General features: G+C 62.5%; 19 protein-coding genes and 1 tRNA gene. 7 read left to right on the top strand and 13 right to left on the bottom strand.

The annotated features are described in order from the left end of the window. Window positions 1–173 precede the first annotated feature (173 nt). The 5 genes from ACO59D_RS01040 to ACO59D_RS01020 form a co-directional block, all read right to left on the bottom strand. Window positions 174–713 carry an Ltp family lipoprotein gene (locus tag ACO59D_RS01040; protein ID WP_485125403.1) on the bottom strand — a complete coding sequence of 180 codons (540 nt, stop codon included), beginning with the start codon at window positions 711–713 and terminating at the stop codon, window positions 174–176. 89 nt (window positions 714–802) lie between these two features. Next, window positions 803–1,252 carry an XRE family transcriptional regulator gene (locus ACO59D_RS01035; RefSeq protein ID WP_130811558.1) on the bottom strand — a complete coding sequence of 150 codons (450 nt, stop codon included), beginning with the start codon at window positions 1,250–1,252 and terminating at the stop codon, window positions 803–805. Window positions 1,253–1,348: 96 nt separating this feature from the next. After that, window positions 1,349–2,587 (bottom strand): serine/threonine-protein kinase, encoded by a 1,239-nt coding sequence (locus tag ACO59D_RS01030; protein ID WP_485125402.1) that lies wholly within the window; start codon window positions 2,585–2,587, stop codon window positions 1,349–1,351. Continuing rightward, window positions 2,588–3,040 carry an XRE family transcriptional regulator gene (locus ACO59D_RS01025; RefSeq protein WP_130811556.1) on the bottom strand — a complete coding sequence of 151 codons (453 nt, stop codon included), beginning with the start codon at window positions 3,038–3,040 and terminating at the stop codon, window positions 2,588–2,590. Next, a complete protein-coding gene (locus ACO59D_RS01020) occupies window positions 3,040–4,005 on the bottom strand; it encodes a homoserine O-succinyltransferase (protein WP_130811555.1) in 966 nt (321 codons plus the stop codon). Before ACO59D_RS01020 ends, ACO59D_RS01025 begins: the two co-directional genes overlap by 1 nt. A 244-nt stretch (window positions 4,006–4,249) precedes the next feature. On the opposite strand from ACO59D_RS01020, the gene ACO59D_RS01015 reads away from it, so the two are divergent. The 3 genes from ACO59D_RS01015 to ACO59D_RS01005 all read left to right on the top strand — a co-directional run bounded on the left by ACO59D_RS01015 (window position 4,250) and on the right by ACO59D_RS01005 (window position 7,366). Beyond that, the gene (locus ACO59D_RS01015) at window positions 4,250–5,518 is read left to right on the top strand and encodes a DEAD/DEAH box helicase (protein ID WP_485125401.1); all 1,269 of its coding nucleotides are present in this window, start codon (window positions 4,250–4,252) and stop codon (window positions 5,516–5,518) included. 171 nt (window positions 5,519–5,689) lie between these two features. Then, complete coding sequence (locus ACO59D_RS01010) at window positions 5,690–5,818, top strand: hypothetical protein (protein WP_485125400.1); 129 nt, start codon at window positions 5,690–5,692, stop codon at window positions 5,816–5,818. Between the two features lie 258 nt (window positions 5,819–6,076). After that, window positions 6,077–7,366, top strand: coding sequence for a class I SAM-dependent rRNA methyltransferase (locus ACO59D_RS01005; protein ID WP_485125399.1), 1,290 nt, complete (start codon window positions 6,077–6,079; stop codon window positions 7,364–7,366). A gap of 19 nt (window positions 7,367–7,385) precedes the next feature. Here ACO59D_RS01005 and ACO59D_RS01000 read toward each other — a convergent pair whose 3' ends face one another. Beyond that, the gene (locus ACO59D_RS01000) at window positions 7,386–8,516 is read right to left on the bottom strand and encodes an AAA family ATPase (RefSeq protein WP_485125398.1); all 1,131 of its coding nucleotides are present in this window, start codon (window positions 8,514–8,516) and stop codon (window positions 7,386–7,388) included. Between the two features lie 133 nt (window positions 8,517–8,649). Further along, the gene (gene tadA / locus ACO59D_RS00995; RefSeq protein ID WP_485125397.1) at window positions 8,650–9,147 is read right to left on the bottom strand and encodes a tRNA adenosine(34) deaminase TadA; all 498 of its coding nucleotides are present in this window, start codon (window positions 9,145–9,147) and stop codon (window positions 8,650–8,652) included. 72 nt (window positions 9,148–9,219) lie between these two features. Between tadA and ACO59D_RS00990 the strand changes: the two genes are divergently transcribed. The 4 genes from ACO59D_RS00990 (at window position 9,220) to ACO59D_RS00975 (ending at window position 13,451) form a co-directional block, all read left to right on the top strand. Then, a tRNA-Ser gene (locus ACO59D_RS00990) sits at window positions 9,220–9,305 on the top strand. A gap of 85 nt (window positions 9,306–9,390) precedes the next feature. After that, the gene (locus ACO59D_RS00985; protein WP_485125396.1) at window positions 9,391–9,942 is read left to right on the top strand and encodes a LemA family protein; all 552 of its coding nucleotides are present in this window, start codon (window positions 9,391–9,393) and stop codon (window positions 9,940–9,942) included. A 388-nt stretch (window positions 9,943–10,330) separates the two neighbouring features. Next, window positions 10,331–12,184 (top strand): magnesium transporter, encoded by a 1,854-nt coding sequence (locus ACO59D_RS00980; protein WP_485125395.1) that lies wholly within the window; start codon window positions 10,331–10,333, stop codon window positions 12,182–12,184. Between the two features lie 7 nt (window positions 12,185–12,191). Beyond that, window positions 12,192–13,451, top strand: coding sequence for an Nramp family divalent metal transporter (locus ACO59D_RS00975; protein ID WP_485125394.1), 1,260 nt, complete (start codon window positions 12,192–12,194; stop codon window positions 13,449–13,451). A gap of 66 nt (window positions 13,452–13,517) precedes the next feature. Here the strand turns inward: ACO59D_RS00975 and mtnA are convergent, their stop codons facing one another. From mtnA to ACO59D_RS00945, 6 genes are all read right to left on the bottom strand, one after another. After that, the gene (gene mtnA / locus ACO59D_RS00970; protein ID WP_485125393.1) at window positions 13,518–14,591 is read right to left on the bottom strand and encodes an S-methyl-5-thioribose-1-phosphate isomerase; all 1,074 of its coding nucleotides are present in this window, start codon (window positions 14,589–14,591) and stop codon (window positions 13,518–13,520) included. 82 nt (window positions 14,592–14,673) lie between these two features. After that, window positions 14,674–15,783: a PRC-barrel domain-containing protein gene (locus ACO59D_RS00965; protein ID WP_485125392.1), complete on the bottom strand. Its 1,110-nt coding sequence runs from the start codon at window positions 15,781–15,783 to the stop codon at window positions 14,674–14,676. A 155-nt stretch (window positions 15,784–15,938) separates the two neighbouring features. Beyond that, the gene (locus ACO59D_RS00960; protein WP_130811545.1) at window positions 15,939–16,385 is read right to left on the bottom strand and encodes a YtxH domain-containing protein; all 447 of its coding nucleotides are present in this window, start codon (window positions 16,383–16,385) and stop codon (window positions 15,939–15,941) included. 99 nt (window positions 16,386–16,484) lie between these two features. After that, window positions 16,485–17,303, bottom strand: coding sequence for a cyanophycin synthetase family protein (locus ACO59D_RS00955; RefSeq protein ID WP_485125391.1), 819 nt, complete (start codon window positions 17,301–17,303; stop codon window positions 16,485–16,487). Window positions 17,304–17,464: 161 nt separating this feature from the next. After that, a complete protein-coding gene (locus ACO59D_RS00950; protein WP_485125390.1) occupies window positions 17,465–18,967 on the bottom strand; it encodes a hemolysin family protein in 1,503 nt (500 codons plus the stop codon). Between the two features lie 555 nt (window positions 18,968–19,522). Next, window positions 19,523–20,083 (bottom strand): DUF559 domain-containing protein, encoded by a 561-nt coding sequence (locus ACO59D_RS00945; RefSeq protein WP_485125389.1) that lies wholly within the window; start codon window positions 20,081–20,083, stop codon window positions 19,523–19,525. Between the last annotated feature and the right edge of the window lie 482 nt (window positions 20,084–20,565).

Below are 20,565 nucleotides of genomic sequence, written 5' to 3'. Positions count from 1 at the left end.
GCAATCAGCGGGCTGGATGCCACCCAGGCAAGAACGGCCATCGAGACGACGCCAATCGCGATGTAGAAGAACGCCATTGCCGCCTGTGCGTTTGCGGTGGCTCTCTGGTAGGCATCCGTGGTCGAGTAATTGGTTACCGCGCTGGTAGTAACGCTGGTAAGTCAGGCGAACCCCTACAGGTTGTCTATGGCGTACTGCGCCTCATCGGCGGTGAACTGCTCGCCGTTCTCGGAGGTCAGCTGATCGTAGACCCCCTGCTTGGACATGTGCATTTTGTCGGAATAGCTCTCTGCCTTTGCGAGCGCATTGGCGTTCCAATCCGTCTGCACGTTATCGATTGCGTACTGAGCGGCCTCGGCCGAGAACTGACCGCCGTATTCAGAGGTCAGCTGATCGTAGACCCCCTGCTTGGACATGTGCATCCGATTTGCGTAAGACGTTGCCTGCGCCAGCGCGGAAGTATATTCCGCCGGAACATCGTTTTTCGGCGCCGCTGCTGTCGTGGACGTCTGAGAATCGGCCTTCGAGGAGTCACCCCCATCCGTGCCAGACGTCTGCGTCGCCTTTTCCTGAGTCGTCTCCGAGGCAGGCGCTGACGAACTGCTGGACGATGACCCCTTTGAGCCTCTGCCGGCAATAGCGGAAATGACAATCAGTGCAACGACGACGATGAGAACGACCTTGAGCTTGCTCTTCTTCTTTCCTTCTGCCATGGCTACTCCTACCCACGTGTGACAACCTTCAAGAACGCTGAGACGATGCTATGACTGGCCGTCAGAGCTCTCATTAGCTCTCAGCTAAATCACCGCTCGCGGTCGTGCGAGTGGCGCTCGCCCCGGGGATTTTCGGGCATGATGGTCCGCTCGCCGTGCGCCCAGAGGAGGTCGTCACACTGCTCGACGCCCATGCCGCGATGGAGTGCGAACGCAACGATGAGGTCACGCCGGCAATCAGGCCGCAAGCGGCATGCGCCACCGCGTTCAAGCAGCTCAGAGGCATCGCGAATCCCCAGCTGCATCCCAAAGGCAAGCTGCAGCAGCTTGTCGCGCGAGGCACGCCTGGTTCCCGCGAGAATCTGGTACGCAAAGGTCTGGTTGAGACGGCTTCGATGGATGGCGTCGTTTCTCGGCACGCCGGTTGAGGACAGGCGATCGCACGCCCAGGCCGAGAGGTCTTTCTCGTCAAAGGCCGCACGCGACAGCACCTCGTCAAGGTCCGCGCCGTGCGCTATGGCATACCACGAGTCTTCCACGTCTGCCTCCATCCGCAATGGATGGTGACAAAACGCAGGACGTCTTTCATTAGCTTGCTGCTAAAAGACGCGGCAGGCACCGGCAAGAAGCTCGGGCTAGCCCGCGGGAGTCATCGCCACGACCAGCGAAAGGAGCACGCAGAGCACAGCAAGCGCACCCAGGCCCATGAGTGTGCGCTTCACCAGGAGGCCAACACGGGAAAAGCCACGCTTGAACCTCATGGCAGCATACGGGCCCGCACCCAGCAGCGCCGCCGGCAGCTCCTCCATCGCGAGAAGCACCAGATAGGCGCCAACCCCCAGGATGAGCAGCGCAGACTCAACGGGATGGTTGCCCACCATGGCATTGCCGGTATAGAACGCCGAGTATGCAAAGAGGAGACCGACGAGCAATCCGAGAACCACAAGGGCCCCCGCGAGCAGCCGCGGCCCCGCGCCCGCCGAAAGGAACGCCTCCCGCATCTGCGCTGGCTTGACCAGCTGACGGGGGACCTTCTCGTGCCTCTCGGCCTTGCCACCGGAGACGTCGGCGGCGCTCGCCAGAGCCGCGCCCGGAACCACCGAGAGCACGGCTTCCCTGAGCGCTCGTGCGCTCTGATAGCGGTCACTCGGCTCGAAGCGGCAGGCTTTCTCAACAATGCGCCGCAGCTCGGGCCGCACGACACCGTCGTCAGCAAGCGCGGCGGCGTATCCGTCGGCGTCCGGCGTGAGGCCCGTGAGCATGTAGCCGAGAAGGCAACCCACCGAGTAGACGTCGGAGCGGCCGTCGGTCTGCGCGAAGCCGTACTGCTCGGGAGACGCAAAGCCCCAGGTGCCCAGCCGCGTGGTGTCGCGCTGGGCACCCTCGACGTAGGTCCTGGCTATGCCCAGGTCGATGAGGACGGCCCCTCGAGGGGAGAGAATCACGTTCTTTGGCGACACGTCGCGGTGAACGATGCCCCGCTCGTGGAGGGCGGCAACCGCGTCGCACACGTCGGCGACCGTGCGGGCGGCCGCGGTCTCGCCCATGCGCCCCGCCTCGGCCACGCATGCCGCGAGCGAGGCCCCATAGACGTACTCGCGAACAACAACCAGCTGGTCGGGTAGGTCGTATGTCTCGACCACGCGCGGGAGGTGCACATCGCCGACGGATTGGAGATGCGAGAAGACCTCCGCGTTCGCGACCCCGCGCTTGATGCGCTTGCGCACCAGGGGGTCCTCACCCGCGTGGCCGGCGCCCGTCCGGCTCACGACCTCGGTCGACCCAGCCTCCGAGCTCGCGAGCACGCGCTCCACGCGGTATGCCTCGTCCTTCTCGAGTGCGGCCATGAGCCGCTCGTCTGCAGGCGCGCCCACCTAGGCCTCCCCGTCGAGCAGGGTCTTCTCGCCTAGACGCCACAGCTCGTCATCAGTCTGGGCGCGGCCCATGCCATGCTCGAGGCAGAAGATGATGATGGCATCGCGACGGTTACGCGACCACAGCTCGGAGGCACCGGAAAGTCGCAGCAGGCGCTGCGTCTCCACGAGCGAGCAGCCCAGCCCAAACGCCAGCATGATCGCGCTGTCGCGTCCGGGGCGACGCGAGCCCTCGAAGATCTGGTAGCAGAACGTGGGATTGAGTCCGGACGCACGTATGACCTGCGACTTCTTGAGGCCGTGCAACTCCCGCATGGTCTCAGCGTACTCCGAGAGCGAGCGCTCCTCCAGGTTTGCGCGCGCAAGGTACTGCTCGGGCGTCGCCGACGCCAGCAGCTGCTCGAGGAGCTCTGCCGTGAGGCGCACCTGTCCCACCTCCTTCTCCTCCGACATCAGAACTTGTCGACCATGCCGTCAGAGTCCGCATGGAGCTGGCGGATGGTCTGGGGGATGAGGTCGAGGTCGTAGGGGGTCATCTGGTAGACCCAGTTGAGCCAGTTGCGGTAGAGCAGGTTTGCGTGCGCACGCCACGTGAAGATGGGCTGGCCCTCGGGGTTGTCATCCGGGAAGTAGTTCTCGGGCAGGCGGATGGGCAGCCCCTTGTGGAAGTCGCGCCAGAACTCGTCGGAGAGCGTGTCACGGCCATACTCGAAGTGACCCGTCACGTAGATCTCGTGGAAGTCGGCGGCGGCGATGAGGGCCGGACCGCTGGTGAACCCCTCCGAGAGCACGCGCAGCTCGGGGTGGCGGGCAAGCTCATTGGTATCGATGGCCGCGTGGCGCGAGTGCGGCATGTAGTGCACCTCGTCAAAGCCGTTTGTGAGAAAGTTGTACTCGTCGCACAGGCGCTGTGGAAAGACGCCAAAGATCTTGGCGCCGAGTTGCTTCTTGGGGATGCGATACAGGTGCCAGAGGCCGGCCATCGCGCCCCAGCACAGATACATGGTTGAGAGCACGTGCTCCTGTGACCAGTCGATGATCTTGCAGAGCTCGTCCCAGTAGTCGACGTCTTCGAAGTCCATCTGCTCGACCGGGGCGCCCGTGATGATAAAACCGTCGTAGTTCTTATCGGCAAACGAATCAAAGGTGTCGTAGAACTTCACGAGATGGTTCTGCGAGACATGCGTGGCCTTATGGGTGGAGACGCGCATAAAGTCACAGCTCACCTGTAGCGGGGACTTGGAGATGAGGCGCAGAATCTGGGTCTCGGTCTCGATCTTGGTGGGCATGAGGTTGAGGATTGCCACCCTCAGTGGACGAATCTCCTGTCGCTCGGCGACCTCTTCCTCGAGGGCAAAGATGCGCTCCTCGTGCAGGATTTTCTTGGCTGGAAGGCCGTCTGGAATGTTAATGGGCATGTGCGTCTCCTTGGCTGGTGATGATGGGCGTGAAGCAAGCGGCGCGCGCCGCTAACGCATTCGCCGCATCAGCGATACCGTTAGCACACCCTGTTTCCAGCCATTGCCCACGCAGAATCCCTCCGACACCCACTCGCAAGCCAACAGTATACCCGCATGAGACAAGGGGACAGTCCCCTCGTCTCATGCGGCAATATTGTTGTGATGGTGGAAAAGCGCACGTACATGCCCCATACTGAGCACCATGAATACGCCATTTGCCGAGCTCGGGCTAAACGAGCAGATTCTTGCCGGGGTAGACGCCCTTGGCTTTAAGACCCCCACCCCTGTCCAGGCGCAGGCTATCCCCATTGTCCTCGAGGGACGCGATGTGGTTGCGTCCGCGCAGACGGGAACCGGTAAGACCGCGGCCTTCGCCCTGCCCACGCTCCAGCTCATCCAGGGTCAGAAGGCCCCCAGCAAGGAGCCGCTCGCCCTGGTAGTGACCCCCACGCGCGAGCTTGCCGCACAGGTTGACAGCGTGGCGGGCGAGGTGTGCAAGAAGACGGGCCAGCGCGCAGTCATCGTGATGGGTGGTGCCAAGTTCAACCGGCAGATCGTCCAGCTCGAGAAGGGCTGTGACCTTCTGGTTGCCACGCCCGGGCGCCTGCTTGACCTTATGGAGCACAATCACGTGAGCCTCTCGAAGGTGCAGGTGCTCGTACTCGACGAGGCCGACCGGATGCTCGACATGGGCTTCTGGCCCAGCGTGCGCCGCATCATGCACGCCCTGCCCGAGAGGCACCAGACGCTGCTCTTCTCGGCAACCATCCCGCCAAGCATCAAGAGCACCATCGACGCCTTGCTGAGAGACCCTGCCCACGTGGAGATCGCACGCGTGGGCCAGACCGCTGACACCGTGGAGGAGCATCTCTGCCCGGTGACGCAGGGGCAGAAGACCCAGCTCCTCGAGGCACTCATCAAGACCGGCGGCGATGCCGGCGTGCAGCCGGAGCGCGTGTTGGTCTTCTGCCGCACCAAGCACCGCGTGGACGACGTCTCGAGGATTCTCAAGCACGCCGGGCTCAAGGTGGACGTGATGCATGCGGACCGCCCGCAGAAGGCGCGCGAGAAGGCCCTCGAGCGGTTCCGCGAGGGCAAGGTCCAGGTGCTTGTCGCCACAGACGTGATGAGCCGCGGCATCGATGTCGAGGGTATCGACGCGGTGGTCAACTTCGACGTTCCCATGGACCCCGAGGACTACGTACACCGCATTGGCCGCACCGGTCGCGCCGGGGCAACGGGGCATGCCTACACATTTATGGCACCCGACGAGGTAAGCCCCCTGCGCGAGATCGAATACTTCACCAAGAAGCTCGTGCCCACGTGGGACCTGCCCGACTTTGCCTATGACGAAGGCCGCATTATTCCCCAGCCCGGGCGCTCCACCACCAAGCCCACGCGAACGATGTTCTCTGGATCGAAGGCCCGTGGACGCGGCTTTGGCGGCGGACGATACGGGCGACACTTCTAGGCGCGGGGTTGCTTACGGAATAGTGCGCTTTTTTGAGGCAAGCCGTTAACGAGCGCGCGGGGGTACCGCCACCGACCGCCGCCTCTTGCACAGTTCCATATCTGAGATACTTTTTTATGCACCAGCGATGTCCGGATGTGGGCGGCGTCCCCAGAGATGGAGGCAACGCCTATGGACATGAGCTTCGTCCTTGAAGTCCTGCAAGCCCTCGCGCTTGTCGCGAGCATCGCCCAATCCGCCCTCAACATGGCCGGGGAGGTGAGGGAGATGGTAAAGGAGCATAAGCATCACAACGGATAGCGCAAGGTGATGAGGAAAGCCCGGCGGCAACCGGGCTTTCTAATCGAAACACCGGGCGCTGCCCGCCTCACCGTTCACCCGGAACGGACATCGCTGGTGCACTTATATTGTACCCACATAACCGACCAGCGATATGTGGAGAATCGAGGGTACCGCGACTCGGCCACGGTGACCATCAGGCATCCGCCCGCCCTTCTCGCCCGGCGTAGCCTGCGGGATAATGGGCGGGTCTGACCACAAGCCACAAGAGGGATCCCCATGAAGCAGCAGCGCCCATACCCGCAGGTCGTCATCACGAGAAAGGCAGCACGCGCCCTTGCCGGCGGACACCCCTGGGTCTTCGAGGGCGAGGTCCTCCGTGTTGAGCCGTCGCGCGCAGGCGGGAGGTCGACGCACAACGGTGACGTGGTGGACGTGGTCGAGGAGAACGGCACCTGGCAGGGAGTGGGCCTTCTCTCCGAGCGGAGCAAAATCCGCGTGCGCGTGGTGAGCCGAAACGCCAACGACCGCATCGACGAAGCATTCTGGGCCCGCAAGATCCAGTGGGCCTGGGACTATCGCAAGACCACCATGGGCCCGTGTTCGCTGCCCGGCTGCGAGCCAGACACCAACTGCTGCCGCATGCTCTTCTCGGAGGCGGACGGCTTCCCGGGTCTTGTTGTCGACCGCTACGAAGACGTGCTGGTCTCGCAGGTGGGAACCGTTGGCATGCAGCAGCTTCGCTCCACGCTCTACCCGCTGCTCCTTGATGTGCTGCGCACCGACGGCCAGGACATCCGTGGCATCTACGAGAGAAACGACGCCCCATCGCGCCTCAAGGAGGGGCTCGCGCAGGAGAAGGGCTGGTGGGTCGAGAACGGCTGTACCGCGCCAGAGGCCACCCGCGTGATTGCGCGCGAGAACGGCATTGCCTACGACCTCGACCTCGAGAACAGCCAGAAGACCGGCTTCTTTCTCGACCAGAAGTACAACAGGCGCGCCGTGCGCAGGCTGGCCTACGGCCGACGTGTGCTTGACTGCTTCTGCCACGTGGGCCCATTTGGCCTCAACGCAGCGGCAGGGGGTGCCGCGTTCGTGCGAGAGGTCGACGTAAGCCAGACGGCAATCGCCCTCGCACGCGAGAACGCCCGCCTCAACGGCTTTGATCCAAAGATGGACTTCACCTGCGCAAATGTACTGGAGTACCTGCCAGCGCTTGCCTCTGACAAGAAGCGCCTGCGCGAGGAGGGCGGACCCTTCGACCTTATCGTCCTAGACCCGCCGGCCTTCACCAAGAGCCGTGGCACCGTTGTCCATGCGGCCCGCGGCTACCGCGAGATCAACGAACTGGCCATGCGGCTCCTGCCGCGTGGTGGCTACCTCGCAACGTGCAGCTGCAGCCACTTCATGACGCGCGACCTTCTCGCCCGCGCCATCGCCGAGGCAGCGCACGACGCCAACGTCCAGCTGCGCCAGGTTGAGGAGCGCCAGCAGGCTCCAGACCACCCCATCCTTTGGGGTGTCCCCGAGACCCACTACCTGGACTTCTTTGTGTTCCAGGTAGTCTAGGGCACGGGGCTGGGCCCCGCTACCACGAGGACCCTCGAAGGTAGTCCGCCATATGTGGCGTCGACAGGCGCACATAGCCCTTGCCGGCAGCCTCGACAACGTGCTCCTTGATGAGGCTTGCCCGATATTTGCTCACCCAGCTTGAGCTCCTGTTACACCGGCGAGCAATGTCTGCCACGGCTGCAGGATCTGGCGAGTCGGCAGCAACCGCCTTCACAAACTCCCGCTGCGCTGGAGTGAGCCCATCCATGATTGGCGCACAAACCGCTTCGCCAAACGCTAGCACGGCGTCATCAGCCCCACGCTCGACATCGGATCGTTCGATGAGCGAGGAGCCCCTGCGCTCTGCAGACTGCCACATGTAGTAGCCAACGAGCTGGACCATATAGGGGTATCCAGCAGCCGCCCGCGCCGCGGCCAGTGCATCCTCCTGACTAATGTGCTTGCCGGATTCCCTGACCACATCCACATATGCGGCACGAACGTCGGCGAGAGGAACTTCTGCCAGCATCCGCTGCTGGCTGCGGCGCAAGAAGGTGAGGACCTTGTTGTTGAGCACCTCGTCTATCATCGAGGGCAGCGCGGCAAACACGAACGCCACACCGTGCTTCCTTGCATCTGGCACATCGCGCATGTCCTCGTCTCTCAGGACGTGCTGGATGGCCGTGGCCACAGCGACAAGGTCCTCCTCCGAAGCCGCCTGCGCCTCGTCGATGGTGAAAAGGACCCCCTTGCCGTCTGGCATGCGCTTGAGCTTGGCTTCTATTGCCTCTCTCAGCGTAAGGGCCGTGCTGTTGGGCGAGATGCTGATACTGCCCAGGCTTGCAGAGACCATTCCCCCAACCCCCACAGAGGGGTTGAGCGTGGCACCGCCAAACCGCGGACCACCCGAGGAAAGGGCAGCCACCAGCCGCTCACACAGGCCATCAGATGCAGTATCGGACACCACGGCCCAATCGTGCTTTTTCGCAATGCGGCCTAGCTCGGTGAGCATGACGGTCTTGCCAAACCCGCGTTGTCCAGAGATGAGCATCAGCCGCCCAGGCGCCCCGGCTCCGTTATCCAGGGCCTCCTCAAAGTCGCGGATGACTGACTCCCTACCAATAAGGATGGGCGGCATTTTGCCGGCAGTGGGTTTGAAGGGGTTCATTGGGACACGGCCTCTCTACGATTTCGCACCGTCTTGCACGAACTTGTACTGTCTCACACGATTTTATACCGTCTTGCACGAACTTGCACCGTCTTACACTTGCCGATGGCACAGCCGAGAATGACCGCCACACCTACCCCCTGCCCTTCCGCTGCGCCCGGAAGAACGAGCGCAGCCGTTCTGCCGCCTCGTCCGCAAGCACGCCCGACGTCACCTCAAACGCATGGTTGAGCCGTGCGTCGCGGCTCACGTCGAAGAGCGTGCCCAGCGCGCCTCCCTTGGGGTCAGGCGCGCCGTACACGCAGCGGTCAACACGGGCATTCACCATGAGGCCTGCGCACATGAGGCAGGGCTCAAGCGTCACGTAAACGGTGCACCCAGAGAGCCGCCAACGGCCCAGTGCGCGGGCAGCCTCCTCCATGGCGAGAAACTCGGCGTGCGCAGCAGGGTCTGCATCCTGCTCGCGACGGTTATGCGCACAAGAGACCACCTGACCGTCGCAGACCACCACGGCACCTATCGGTACCTCGCCATCATTTGCAGCGGCATCGGCCTCTTCAAGGGCAAGCCGCATGAAGCGGAGATCGTCCGTCGTGATATCAACCGTCCTGTCCTGATTGGCCTGGCCCATCGCTCGCCCTTCTCACCTACTCGTTGGCCCAACTTGCCCAGCGTATGCGTTAGGATATATCCACGCACCCACGGAGGGGTGGCAGAGTGGTTGAATGCAGCGGTCTTGAAAACCGCCGGGCGCATCGCGTCTCGAGGGTTCGAATCCCTCCCCCTCCGCCTCGTGCGTCCCGCATGGCGCATCGCATGCCGCTCGCGTCTTTGGGAAGTCCGCTACGGCCCGCCCGCTTGGAGGGAGCTCCACATGATCGTCGCTATTATCGTCATCGTTATCGTCGTCGTTCTCGTTGCCTGGTTTGTGAGCATCTACAACGGCATCGTCCGAAAGGACAACCGCTGCGACAATGCCTGGCAGACCATCGACGCGCAGCTGCAGCGCAGGAATGACCTCATTCCCAACCTGGTCGAGACCGTCAAGGGCTATGCGGCGCACGAGTCCGGCACGCTTGCGGCCGTCACCCAGGCACGCGCGGCCGTCATGTCTGCAAGGACGCCCGAGGAGAAGATGGCTGCCTCCAACGTGCTCTCCGACACGCTGAAGTCGCTCTTCGCTGTCTCTGAGGCCTACCCCGACCTCAAGGCAAACACCAACTTCCAGCAGCTGCAGTCCGAGCTGTCTGACACCGAGAACAAGATCAGCTACGCACGCATGAGCTTCAACGACTGCGTGCTCGAGTACAACAACGCCATCGAGACGTTCCCTGGCAACGTTGTGGCTGGCTCCAAGTTTAAGGAGCGCCAGGGCTTCGAGGTGCAGTCCGAGGCCACGCGTCAGGCGCCGCAGGTCAAGTTCTAGTCTCGCTGAGAAACGCGGGCTCTGGCGCCGGTGGGGTCACGCTGCCCCACCGGCGCCTTTCTCTCGCGGTGCGTTTGGCACGGCGTCCCAAGGCCCCTCTCCACCGTGGCATTTTCCCTAACATGGAGATAAGCGAATTGTTATGCAAACCCAGCGAACCCTGCGAACCCTTGCAGCAGGCCCTCGTGTACAATGGCCTGTGCGCGGGGGTGCGTATCACTCGCGTGGTCATCAAAGGTCAAAGAGAAAGGCTTCCATGAAACCCCGACCTCACAGTCGATGACCCCTCCGGCGTGCTACTGGCAGCCCGCCGCATGGGGTGCCGTTCCACCACATATGTCACGCGTGCAGTCTTTTCCTGGCACGCGCCGGCAGAAAAGGAGCACGCATGATTTATCTCTCCCAGCTTCTGGGAAACCCGGTTCTCGACCTCAACGGCGAGAAGATTGGTACCGTTTCTGACCTGGGCATCGCCACCGGCGAAGTCTTTCCTCGCGTCACCAGCCTTGCATTCATGGGTCCCGGCCACACGCCGTTCATGATCAGCTGGCGCAAGTACGTCGACACCTACGACGAGCACGAGGTTCACCTCAAGGTCGTCGCCACCGACATCCGCTTCTCCTACCTGCAGCCCAACGAGGTCCTTCTCGCGCGCGATATTCTCAACAAGCAGATTGTCGATACCCGCGGCATGCGTGTGGTGCGCGTAAACGACCTCAAGCTCTCGGATACCAACTCCACCCAGCTGCGACTCCTTGGCGCCGAGGTTGGCATTCGCGGCATCCTCCGTTCGCTCTCCCCCGGCATCGAGAGGCTCGCGTTGCGCATCACCCACACCTTCGGCAAGCAGCTGCCCGAGAAGATCATCGCCTGGAGCTACATGGACCTCGTGGAGCGCGACCTCTCCGACGTCAAGCTCTCGGTCTCGCACAAGACCCTCGATAACATGCACCCTGCCGACATCGCAGACATCATCGAGCGCCTTGACCCGCGCCTGCGCGGACAGGTCTTTGCCCAGCTGGATGACGAGCAGCGCGCCGGTGCCATGGCCGAGTTGGGCGACGACAAGATGGCGGCGCAGCTCATGGGCAGTATGGACGAGGCAGATGCGTCGCGCATCCTTTCCGAGATGGACCCGGACGATGCAGCCGAGCTTGTCTCGGAGCTTGACTACGACAAGGCTGAGAAGCTCCTCAAGCTCATGGGCGTCAATGAGGAGAAGGCCATTCGCCAGCTGCTTGGCTACCGCGAGAGCACCGCTGGCCGCATCATGACCTCCAAGGTCGTCTCGCTTCCCGAGGGCAAGACCGTATCCGACGCCGCCAAGCGCCTGCGCAATCTGGACGAGGACTTCGAGAGTGTGCGCTACGTCTATCTCACCGATGAAGATGACAAGCTCTCCGGTGTGGTCACGCTGGGCAGGCTCATTGTCTCTGACCCCGACACCCGCCTCGATGACATTGCCACCAAGGAACTCAAGACGGCGAAGCCCGAGGACGACCAGGAGGACGTCGCGCAGGACATCGCCAAGTATAACCTGCTTGCCATGCCCGTCGTCTCGGACGAGGGAAAGCTCCTGGGCATCGTAACCGTCGACGACGCACTGGACGTTTTGGAGGAGGAGCACGCCGAGGACCTGCAGATCGCAGGCGGTGCCAGCTCCGACGCGAATGGCACCGAGCATGCACACGACCTGGTGTGGCTCCTACGCCGCAACGCCTGGTTCTTCTTCTGGGTCCTCGCAACGGCGCTCATCTCCCTTGCGTTTAGGGCCGACAACGACACGTTCACCGCAGCGCTTCTCGCCTGCGCGGCAATGCCGCTCGCGCTCGTTGTGGCCGACGACTCCGTGAGCTACGTCACTAACTTCTTCCTGGAGAACGACCCGGACGATGAGGACGTGCCATCCGCGCTGGGGTTTGCCCTGCGCAGCATTGGTACCGGCTTTGTCTTTGCCCTTATCTGCACGCTTCTGGTGATGGCCTTTACGACCCTCGCGCTACCGGATGCGTCAGGGGCCGCGCTGGCGCACGCGCTCGGGCTTGGCTTTGGCGCGGCTGCAGTCTCGATGCTTGTCTCGTTTGCTCTTACGCCCATCTACCTTTCGGTCCTTCGCGCGCGAGACAAGCGCAACCAGGAGACCTCGGGCTTCGCGCTTGCCGTTGTCTCGATGATTGTCGCTGCCGTGGTATTTTCCATCGCCATCGCCGTGGCCGGGTCGACCGGAATCGTTTTGGGGTAGGCCGCCCATGGCAGAGGCAAAGAACGCTACGGCAAAGACCGCCAGGGGGGCTGGACGCCTTGCGATTCTCGCCGCCATGGGACCGGGGCTTCTCACCGCAATGGCCGGCAATGACGCCGGCGGCATCGCTACGTACTCCTCGACCGGTGCCACCTACGGCTACGGCATGCTTTGGACCGTGCCACTCATGTGCGTCCTGCTCATCGTGGCGCAGGAGACGGCCGCACGCATGGGGTGCGCCACGGGCAAGGGATTCGCGGCGCTCATCCGCGAGCAGTTTGGCGTGCGCGTCTCGGCCGTTGCCATGCTCGCTCTCATTGTCTCTAACTTTACCGTGACCCTCTCGGAGTTTGCCGGCATCGCGTCGAGCATGGAGCTCTTTGGCATTCCGCTGCAGGTGAGCGTACCTATCGCGGGCATTGCCACCTGGCTTCTCACGCAGAGCGGGTCATACCACCGCGTCGAGAAGATTCTATTGGCGCTCTCGTGCGTGTTTCTCACCTACATCGTGAGCGGCATCATCTCCAACCCCGATTGGGGTCTGGCGCTTAGGGACACGGTGGTCCCGCAGTTCTCGAACGACCCCGGCTATGTGTCGCTGCTGGTGGCCAACGTCGGCACCACCATCTCGCCGTACATGCTGTTCATGGTGAGTTCCAACGTAGTCGAGAAGAACCTCAAGGGCTCCGACATTCCCGGGCAGCGCGCCGACAACATCTCCGGCGTGATTGCCGCCGAGGTCACCACCTGGTTCATCGTCCTTACGACCGGCACCGTGCTCTACCCGGCAGGCGTCACCGTGAGCAGCGCGGCCGATGCGGCGCAGGCGCTCGTACCGCTTGCCGGCCAGTATGCGTCCGCGCTCTTCGCGGCCGGCCTTGCGGGCGCGTCGTTCCTGGCGGCGTGCGTGCTGCCCGGCATCACCGCGAGCGCCGTGTGCGAGGCCTTTGGCTGGGAGCGCGGCGTGGACCGCAGCTGGAACGAGGCGCCGGCGTATCATGGCATCATCACTGGCATCACGATCCTCTCCGCGGCAATCGTGCTCATCCCCAACGTTGACCTCTTTGGCGTCATGATGCTGGCACAGGTCATCAATGGCGTGCTGCTGCCGGTGCTCATGGTGTGCATGGTGCTCATCGCAAGCGACAAGCGCGTGATGGGGCAGTACGTGAACGGTCGCGTGTGGACGGGCCTCACGTGGTTCACCATTGTCGTGGTTATTGTGCTCACGGTCATCATGTTCGTGCTGCAGGCGATGGGCGTGTAGGGGCACCCGGATAAAGGATACGGCCGCGCGCGAAAAATGGCCCTTCGGTGTCGGTTGACACCGAGGCTACAGCTCGTACGGTGCCGTAAGCAGTCCGTTCTCGGTAATGATGCCCGTGATGAGACTGTGGTCGGTCACGTCGAACGCGGGGTTGAAGACGTCCACGCCCTTGGGTGCCATGCGCTCCTCGTACCACATCTCGGTGACCTCGTCTGGGTCGCGCATCTCGATGGGAATCTGTGCGCCGGTTGGAGTGTTGTGGTCGATGGTCGAGCTGGGGGCGCACACGTAGAAGGGCACGCCATAGTGCCTGGCGAGAATCGCGACGCCCGAGGTGCCAATCTTGTTCGCGGCGTCTCCGTTGGCGGCCACGCGGTCGCAGCCAACAAAGACCACGTCGATGCGCCCCTGTTGCATAAGCATCGAAACCATGTTGTCGCACTGGAGGGTGGTTGTGATGCCTGCGTTGTAGAGTTCGAAGGACGTGAGGCGCGCGCCCTGGAGAAGCGGCCTGGTCTCGTCGCAGTAGACGTGCATGTCGGTGCCGGCCCAGCCCTGCTCGAGCGCCATGTACATGGGGGCCGTGGCCGTGCCGTACTTGGCGGTGGCCAGCGTGCCTGCATTGCAGTGGGTGAGGATGCCCACAGGCTGACTGGGCTTTCTCACCTGCTGCATGACCTCGAAGCCGATGGAGCCGATGCTGCGGCTAATCTGCACGTCCTCCTCGCGAATGCGGAGGGACTCCTCGAAGAGCTCCTGCTTGAGCTGGTCAACAGGCAGGTCAAGGTGGGCGCGGCAGAACTCGTCCATGCGGTTGAGGGCCCAGAAGAGGTTAACAGCCGTGGGACGCGAGGATGCCAGGTAGTCCGAAATCTCCTTGAGCTGGCGATAGAACTCCTGCGGGTCTGAGGCATCGATCTTGTTGGCGAGAACAGCGAGGCCCTCGGCCGCGGCAACACCGATGGCAGGTGCCCCACGGACGCGGAGCTTCTTGATGGCTTCCCAGAGTTCCTCCTTGGTACGAAGACTGATGCGCTTCACGGTGCCGGGAAGCAGCGTCTGGTCGATGATGTCCAGGGACTCACGGTCCTCTGGCAGCCTCACCGATATGACGCGGTCGAAGAATTCCTCGACGCTCATGTAAGTCTGGTCTCCTCTCCCTTTGCAGACCCGACTACCGGTGGTAGTGGGGTTTTCGCAGCGGGCCGGCCCACGACAGCCCCTACTTGCTCGCCTTGTCGAACTCGTCCTTAAACGAGCCGAACATCTTTCCCATGCTGTTGAGGCCGCGGCCTAGGGCGCGCGCGGCCTCGTCCCCGGCCTTGCGTTCCGCGGCAGGCTTTTTGGCTTTGGCAGCAGCCGGCCTTGCAGCGGTCTTGGCAGCTGGCTTGGCCGAGCCGCCTGCAACGGATCTCTTTACGGCATAGGTCCTAGGCGTCGACGACGTGGCCGCTCGCTCCTCGGCGCTGGCATTGAGCGCGACCACAGGCTCCGAAACGCGAACGTCAGCGGCTTCGGTGGTGGGGAGCTGGTTCTTCTCGGCAGCCTTGCGTAGCTCCTCGGCTTCCTCGCGGGCGCGCTCTTCCTCGCCCTCGGCACGGGCATCGTCTATGGCACGCCTTGCCTTGCCAAGCGCTTTGCCCAGTGCAAACGAACCCTTGTCGACAGCCTCGCTGGTGGCTTTGCCGGCCTTCTCGCCAAGCTCTGCGCCGCGAATCTTGGCCTTTGCCGTGGCTTCGCCGGCCTTGGCAGCAAGCCCGCCGTTGAACCCCAGCCTGGCAGCCTCATCCCTCACGATCATATGGCCTTTGGAGTAGCCCACCAGCATGCTAGGCGGGATCTCGATGGAGCCCACGAGCGCGGTGGCCATGCCGCCGTCGCTCACCAGGAACTTGATTACCTTGCCTGTCTTCTCGTCGAACTCCACATCCCCCACGTATCCCAGCTCGCGACCCGACTCGGTGCGAGCATCCATGCCCGCCCACATGATGCAGGAGTCCCAGTCGACACCCAGGCGCTCACGCGCCTTGTCATCGAAGGCGCCCTCCTCGTCGACCGTGCGAAAGCCCCTCTCACAGGGGACGAGCGAGTCAAAGGCGACAAAGGCATCCTCGCGCTTGACCATGCCCGCGATGTCGGGACGGGCCACCAGATAGCCCACCATGGAGCGGCCGTCGGGCGCGAATACCGCCATGCGGATCTTGCCGAGCTTGGAGAGGCGCACCCCATTTCTTTCCCCTACGGAGGCCTTCTCGCTCTTTCTTGACTTCTTGGGACGGGCCTTCTTGGTGACGAAGACCTTCTTTCCCTGCATGTCGTTGATTTTAGTCACGGCATCTCCCCCCTACCGCTTTGGTGCGGAGCTCTCAGCGATCGCGCCACCCTGCCCGAAGGCGCATCAAGCAATGCAGCGGGGCACCGCTTGGCACCCCGCCGCAACATGCACCCTTAGCGACACCCTTGTGAAAACCACAGTGAGAAGGACGTTTACTCTGCGGGCTTCTCGGCGTTGTCGACGACCTCGACGTGCACGGATTGTGCTGCAGACTCGTTTGCTGCCGCGGCATTGCCAGCCATGCTCGAGACGCGGTCGGTCACGGTGCTCACGGCATCGGAGACCTGCGCGGACGTGGTGGAGACGGCATTGGAAAGCGAGTCACGGAGCTGGTCCATGCGCTCGCGGGCCAGATCGACCTTGGCACGGAGCTCGTCGGTCTTTGCATCGACGCCGGGACGCACGTCGCCGAGACGATCAGAGACACCGCGGGCGCCACGCTCGTAGGCGTCAACGGCAGAGTCCCACGTGTCGTTTAGCGCGTCGGCGGCCATGGCACGGCTCTCCGCGCCGGGGCGAGGGGCCAGCATCATGCCAGCGACGACGCCTGCAGCAGCACCGATGATGCTGCCAAGGACGAAACTAGCGGTCTTGCTCATGACATCCTCCTGTCGTTGCGGGACGCAGATGCGACCCTCTTGCTTCCACCTGCAAGTTTGGCCATTACGTGGCGCGAGCGAAACACCTACCTGAGAGAACTACCTCACCGGACGCGGACGCGGCATGTTCGTCATGTCCCAATCGCCGTCGTCGGGTACCGGGGCCTGGGAAACCCCTGGCCCTGGCTGGGAATCCTCGGCAACGTCATCTGGCTCGCCAAGACTCTCGTTTGCCACGGCAGACGCATCTTGCGCGGGTTTTTCGGCGGGCGATGCGGACGTGGGCTCGAGGCTTGCGGGGGGCGCAGGTGCCGTGGCGGCAGCCGGCTCTTCTGCAATCGGAGCCTCCTCGGCGAGTAGCGTGTCATTCTCGGCGACCGGCTCCCGCCGCTCCTCCTGAGTGACGCCCTGCTCGGTGGGCTCTTCTTCGCCTTGGACAGGCTCAGAGACGCTTTGGACCAGATCAACGATGCCGCCTACGATAGCGTCGACGTCGGGCTGAGGCTCGCCACCGCCCGTGAAGGCCCACTGCATGATCCATACGGCACTCGAAAGCGCCGAGGTCACCAAGACGTCGTCGGGGCACGGGAACACTACGTCAAAGGCGCGCTCGTTGTCGGCAACGGGATAGGTACGGCCGCAGGTGATGTCTCCGGCGATGTTTGTGCGGGCGAGAAGCTCGACCGTTATGTGCTCGAGCAGGTGCGCGAGCTCGGTGTGACCCATGGAATCGCGGAAGAGTCGGCCGGCATCACCCGTGCACACGTGATCTGCCAGCTCGGGCATGAGCCGGGCAATGCGCGCGGTTGCCTCGATGTCCTCGCTGGTCATAAGCGGGGCATTGGGGGCAATCTCCACGAGGGCGTCGAGGTCCTTCGGCCCTACCGTGACCTCTTTGATTTGCACGAGCTGGGCCATCGTACGGCTCCCCTTCTCTTCGCCCGCATACGCGGATGGCGGTCTGTTCTAGGTACCATTGTAGTTAAAACCCAGTTTGAACCTTTTGCGCGTAGCCAGACGGCACATACCGACAGCAGCGCGGAAAGAAGCGCGGGCGTGGCGCAGCCAAACATCGCTCCCTAGGCGCCTTGTTCCCCTTCTTTGCCGCGCGATTCGCCCGGGTCGTCTTTATGTTGCGACTCTTCACGCAATTTAACGATGTCGCCTTTTGTCGCGACGGGCTGACGGGACGCGGACGTACCCTGGCTCTCGGGGGGCATCTCGGGAGCTGCTGTGGCTTTGCCCTGCTCGTCTGCCTTGGGCTGGCTGTCACTGGCGGCAGGCTCCTCCTCGCTTGCAGGCTCCGGCGCCGTCACGCGCAGCATGGCCACACGGCGGCCGCGCATGGACTGCACGCGGAAGGTGTAGCCGTCCTTGGTGATTACGTCACCGGGACGCGGGAGCTTGTCGGCCATGTCGGTGATGAAGCCGGCAATGGTCTCGTATTCCTCGTTGTCCTCAACCGGCCAGCCAAGGTCGATGGCATCATCCAGCGAAAAGCGACCGTCGACCAGCCACTCGCGATCGGAGAGCTTGGTGAGGTACTTGTTGTCGGGGTCGAACTCGTCCTCGATTTCGCCGACGATCTCTTCAACGATGTCCTCAATCGTAATGACACCGGCCGTACCGCCATACTCGTCAACCACGATGACCATCTGGTCGTGGCTCGACTGCATCTCGGAGAGAAGCGGGATGATGTCTTTTGTGTCGGGCACGAAGTCCGGCGTGCGCATGTGGCGTGAGATTTTCTCGTTACCAAGGCCGTCGTCGATGATGGGCGAGATGAGGTCCTTGATGTGTGCGACACCCGCGATGCGGTCAACGTTGCCCCGATAGATGGGAATGCGGCTAAAGCCGGTGCGACGCATGACGGAGAGGACCTCGTTCAGGGTGGCGTCCTCGCGCATGGCGCACATGTCCACGCGAGGCACCATGACCTCGCGAGCAATGGTGTCACCCAGGTCGATGACCTCGTGAATCATCGACTTCTCCTCGTCGGAGAGCTCGTCGGAGTCCTTAACCATGTACTTGATCTCGTCCTCCGAGACCTCTTGGCGGTCCTCCGTGGACTTCACGTGCAGGAGACGCGCGAGTCCGTTGGCGCTAGCAGAGGTAAGCCAAACCAGCGGCTTAACGGCATGCGAGAAACCACGCAGAAAGCCCGCGACGCGCTTGGAGACGCCCTCGGCATCGGCCATGGCGATGCGCTTGGGCACGAGCTCGCCCACCACGATGGAGAAGTACGAGACTATGAGGGTAATGAGTACCGTTGCTAGGCCGTTTGCGAGACCAAGATCCATGCCAAAGCCGGATAGCCAGGTGCCGAACGGCTCGGAGAGGCTGATAGCGGCGAACGCAGACGAGAAGAACCCAACGAGTGTAATGGCAACCTGGATAGCGGCAAGAAACTGTGTGGGGTCCTCGATCATGCCTGCCGCAGTCACTGCCCGAGCGTCACCCTCTTCGGCATCGTGATCAAGCAGCACCTTCCGGGCGGTGGAAAGCGCCATCTCCGACATCGAGAAGTACCCGTTCACAACCGTGAGCAGAAACGTGACGAGAATCGATAAGGCTATGTCCATGCGCTGATGCGCAGCCTCCTTGGTAGAGTTCGGCATGTCGACGCGCGGCACCGGCATTCATCTGGTGGAGTAATTCTAATATGAAACGCGCCCGCACACGAGCGGGCCCGAGCTGTCGAAATCTCTCGGTCTCAAAACCCTGTTGTGGACCATCGACGCGCCCGTTGGCTGGGGCCACCGACAGCCGCAAAATCCCGCCTGGCGGCGTCAGCTTCAGTACGCTGCACAAAAACGCTCTATCGCTGGGAATTTGAGGTGGCCGTGCACAAAAACGGCCTATCGCGGGGTCTTATTGTGACCACAGAATCAACTATTGAACTAATATTTCATGTGTTTGCATATTAAATCATATATATTCGTTATTGTGGATAATATAGTTGCATCCTTGATGTTGATACCACGAAGTGCCCCGCAATAGGCCGTTTTTGTGCACGCGAGTCGAAATACCCCGTCGATAGAGCGTTTTTGTGCATCAGCTGGAACCCACGCACCCATGGAAGCGCAGCGAGGGAATCCCGACGGGTAACGGGACGGTGCGTCAGGACGAGGCCGTCGTTAGCGCGCGAACGCGCCGAACAGGCGCTCACGTAAATCGCCTCGCCGACGTAACATTCGCGCGTTCATGGACTGGCGGCGAATTCCAAGCTGCTGTTCAAGCTCGGCAGTAAAGGCATTGAGCGCCTCGTCGCTTTGCAAGATTCCATTGGTCAGCGTCATTACCTTGTAGCCCATGGCTTCCAACGTTACCCGGCGACGCTCGTCCTTGGTTTTCTGCCGGGAATTGAGGTGGTCCAAATCGCTGTCGTACTCACAGACCACCTTGACCTCCTGCCAGCAGAAATCCGGCTTTATTACCTGCTGGCCCGCCAGGGACCAGCACTCTCTGGGTACGGCAATCCTCTGGTTCATGGCAAACCCGCCAAGCCCAGCCCCACCCCTTGTCCTGCCAAGCAGGAAGTAGATGGCAATGTCGGTTTCTCGAGGAGAGTTGGAGCTGGGAGCCGCAATCGACAGCGCCTCGAAGGCGTTCGTAGCGCCGCGAACGCGAAGCGCCCGAGCCGCTGCTGCGTATTCGCTGCATTCCGCAATGCTTGTGATGGGGTCAACGTCCCACACTACGCCCTCGTCTGTCCAAGGTGCGAGACCATATGTCCCCATGAGCTCACATGCCGCCTGGGCCAAGGCAATAGCATCGAGGCTGCTACCCAGCTGAGCAATCGCCACGGCCGGCCGGCACATGTAGATGCCGTCCCCGACGTTAGCGAGCTGATTTGTGCCAAGCGGGGCACGCCACTTTTGGATACGCGTACGATCGGCGTAGCAGAATTCAAAAGCTCCACCACCCACCAAATCCAACGGTTCGTCGCCCTCGCAGCGACACAGGTTACGGGCCCTCGTCACCCTCTCGGCCTTTCCAATCGAACGCGCGCCAAAGGCCCATTCCGCATCATCCTTCGCAGCCTCACCCACAGAGCGCGTCAGACGCCAAAAACGAAGCGCAGAAGCAGCCCCTACGCAAATGGCTTCACTATCCATGATGTCTCCCCATTACAGTCTGGGTTGGCTCTTGAGGGCTGGGGCGCAGCCGACGACGGTCG

It is taken from the genome of Tractidigestivibacter sp., from assembly GCF_057241865.1.
Note: the sequence above shows the minus strand (reverse complement) of the source record. Positions and strands in the feature narration are given on the sequence as shown.

Excerpts from the sequence above, each read along its gene's own strand:
- tadA (WP_485125397.1), bottom strand. The coding sequence starts at position 9,147 with ATGGGCCAGGCCAATCAGGACAGGACGGTTGATATCACGACGGACGAT.
- ACO59D_RS01020 (WP_130811555.1), bottom strand. The coding sequence starts at position 4,005 with ATGCCCATTAACATTCCAGACGGCCTTCCAGCCAAGAAAATCCTGCAC.
- ACO59D_RS00960 (WP_130811545.1), bottom strand. The coding sequence starts at position 16,385 with ATGAGCAAGACCGCTAGTTTCGTCCTTGGCAGCATCATCGGTGCTGCT.
- ACO59D_RS00950 (WP_485125390.1), bottom strand. The coding sequence starts at position 18,967 with ATGGACATAGCCTTATCGATTCTCGTCACGTTTCTGCTCACGGTTGTG.
- ACO59D_RS01005 (WP_485125399.1), top strand. The coding sequence starts at position 6,077 with ATGAAGCAGCAGCGCCCATACCCGCAGGTCGTCATCACGAGAAAGGCA.
- ACO59D_RS01040 (WP_485125403.1), bottom strand. The coding sequence starts at position 713 with ATGGCAGAAGGAAAGAAGAAGAGCAAGCTCAAGGTCGTTCTCATCGTC.
- ACO59D_RS01010 (WP_485125400.1), top strand. The coding sequence starts at position 5,690 with ATGGACATGAGCTTCGTCCTTGAAGTCCTGCAAGCCCTCGCGCTTGTC.
- ACO59D_RS00975 (WP_485125394.1), top strand. The coding sequence starts at position 12,192 with ATGGCAGAGGCAAAGAACGCTACGGCAAAGACCGCCAGGGGGGCTGGA.
- ACO59D_RS00985 (WP_485125396.1), top strand. The coding sequence starts at position 9,391 with ATGATCGTCGCTATTATCGTCATCGTTATCGTCGTCGTTCTCGTTGCC.
- ACO59D_RS00955 (WP_485125391.1), bottom strand. The coding sequence starts at position 17,303 with ATGGCCCAGCTCGTGCAAATCAAAGAGGTCACGGTAGGGCCGAAGGAC.
- mtnA (WP_485125393.1), bottom strand. The coding sequence starts at position 14,591 with ATGAGCGTCGAGGAATTCTTCGACCGCGTCATATCGGTGAGGCTGCCA.
- ACO59D_RS00980 (WP_485125395.1), top strand. The coding sequence starts at position 10,331 with ATGATTTATCTCTCCCAGCTTCTGGGAAACCCGGTTCTCGACCTCAAC.
- ACO59D_RS01025 (WP_130811556.1), bottom strand. The coding sequence starts at position 3,040 with ATGTCGGAGGAGAAGGAGGTGGGACAGGTGCGCCTCACGGCAGAGCTC.
- ACO59D_RS01000 (WP_485125398.1), bottom strand. The coding sequence starts at position 8,516 with ATGAACCCCTTCAAACCCACTGCCGGCAAAATGCCGCCCATCCTTATT.
- ACO59D_RS01015 (WP_485125401.1), top strand. The coding sequence starts at position 4,250 with ATGAATACGCCATTTGCCGAGCTCGGGCTAAACGAGCAGATTCTTGCC.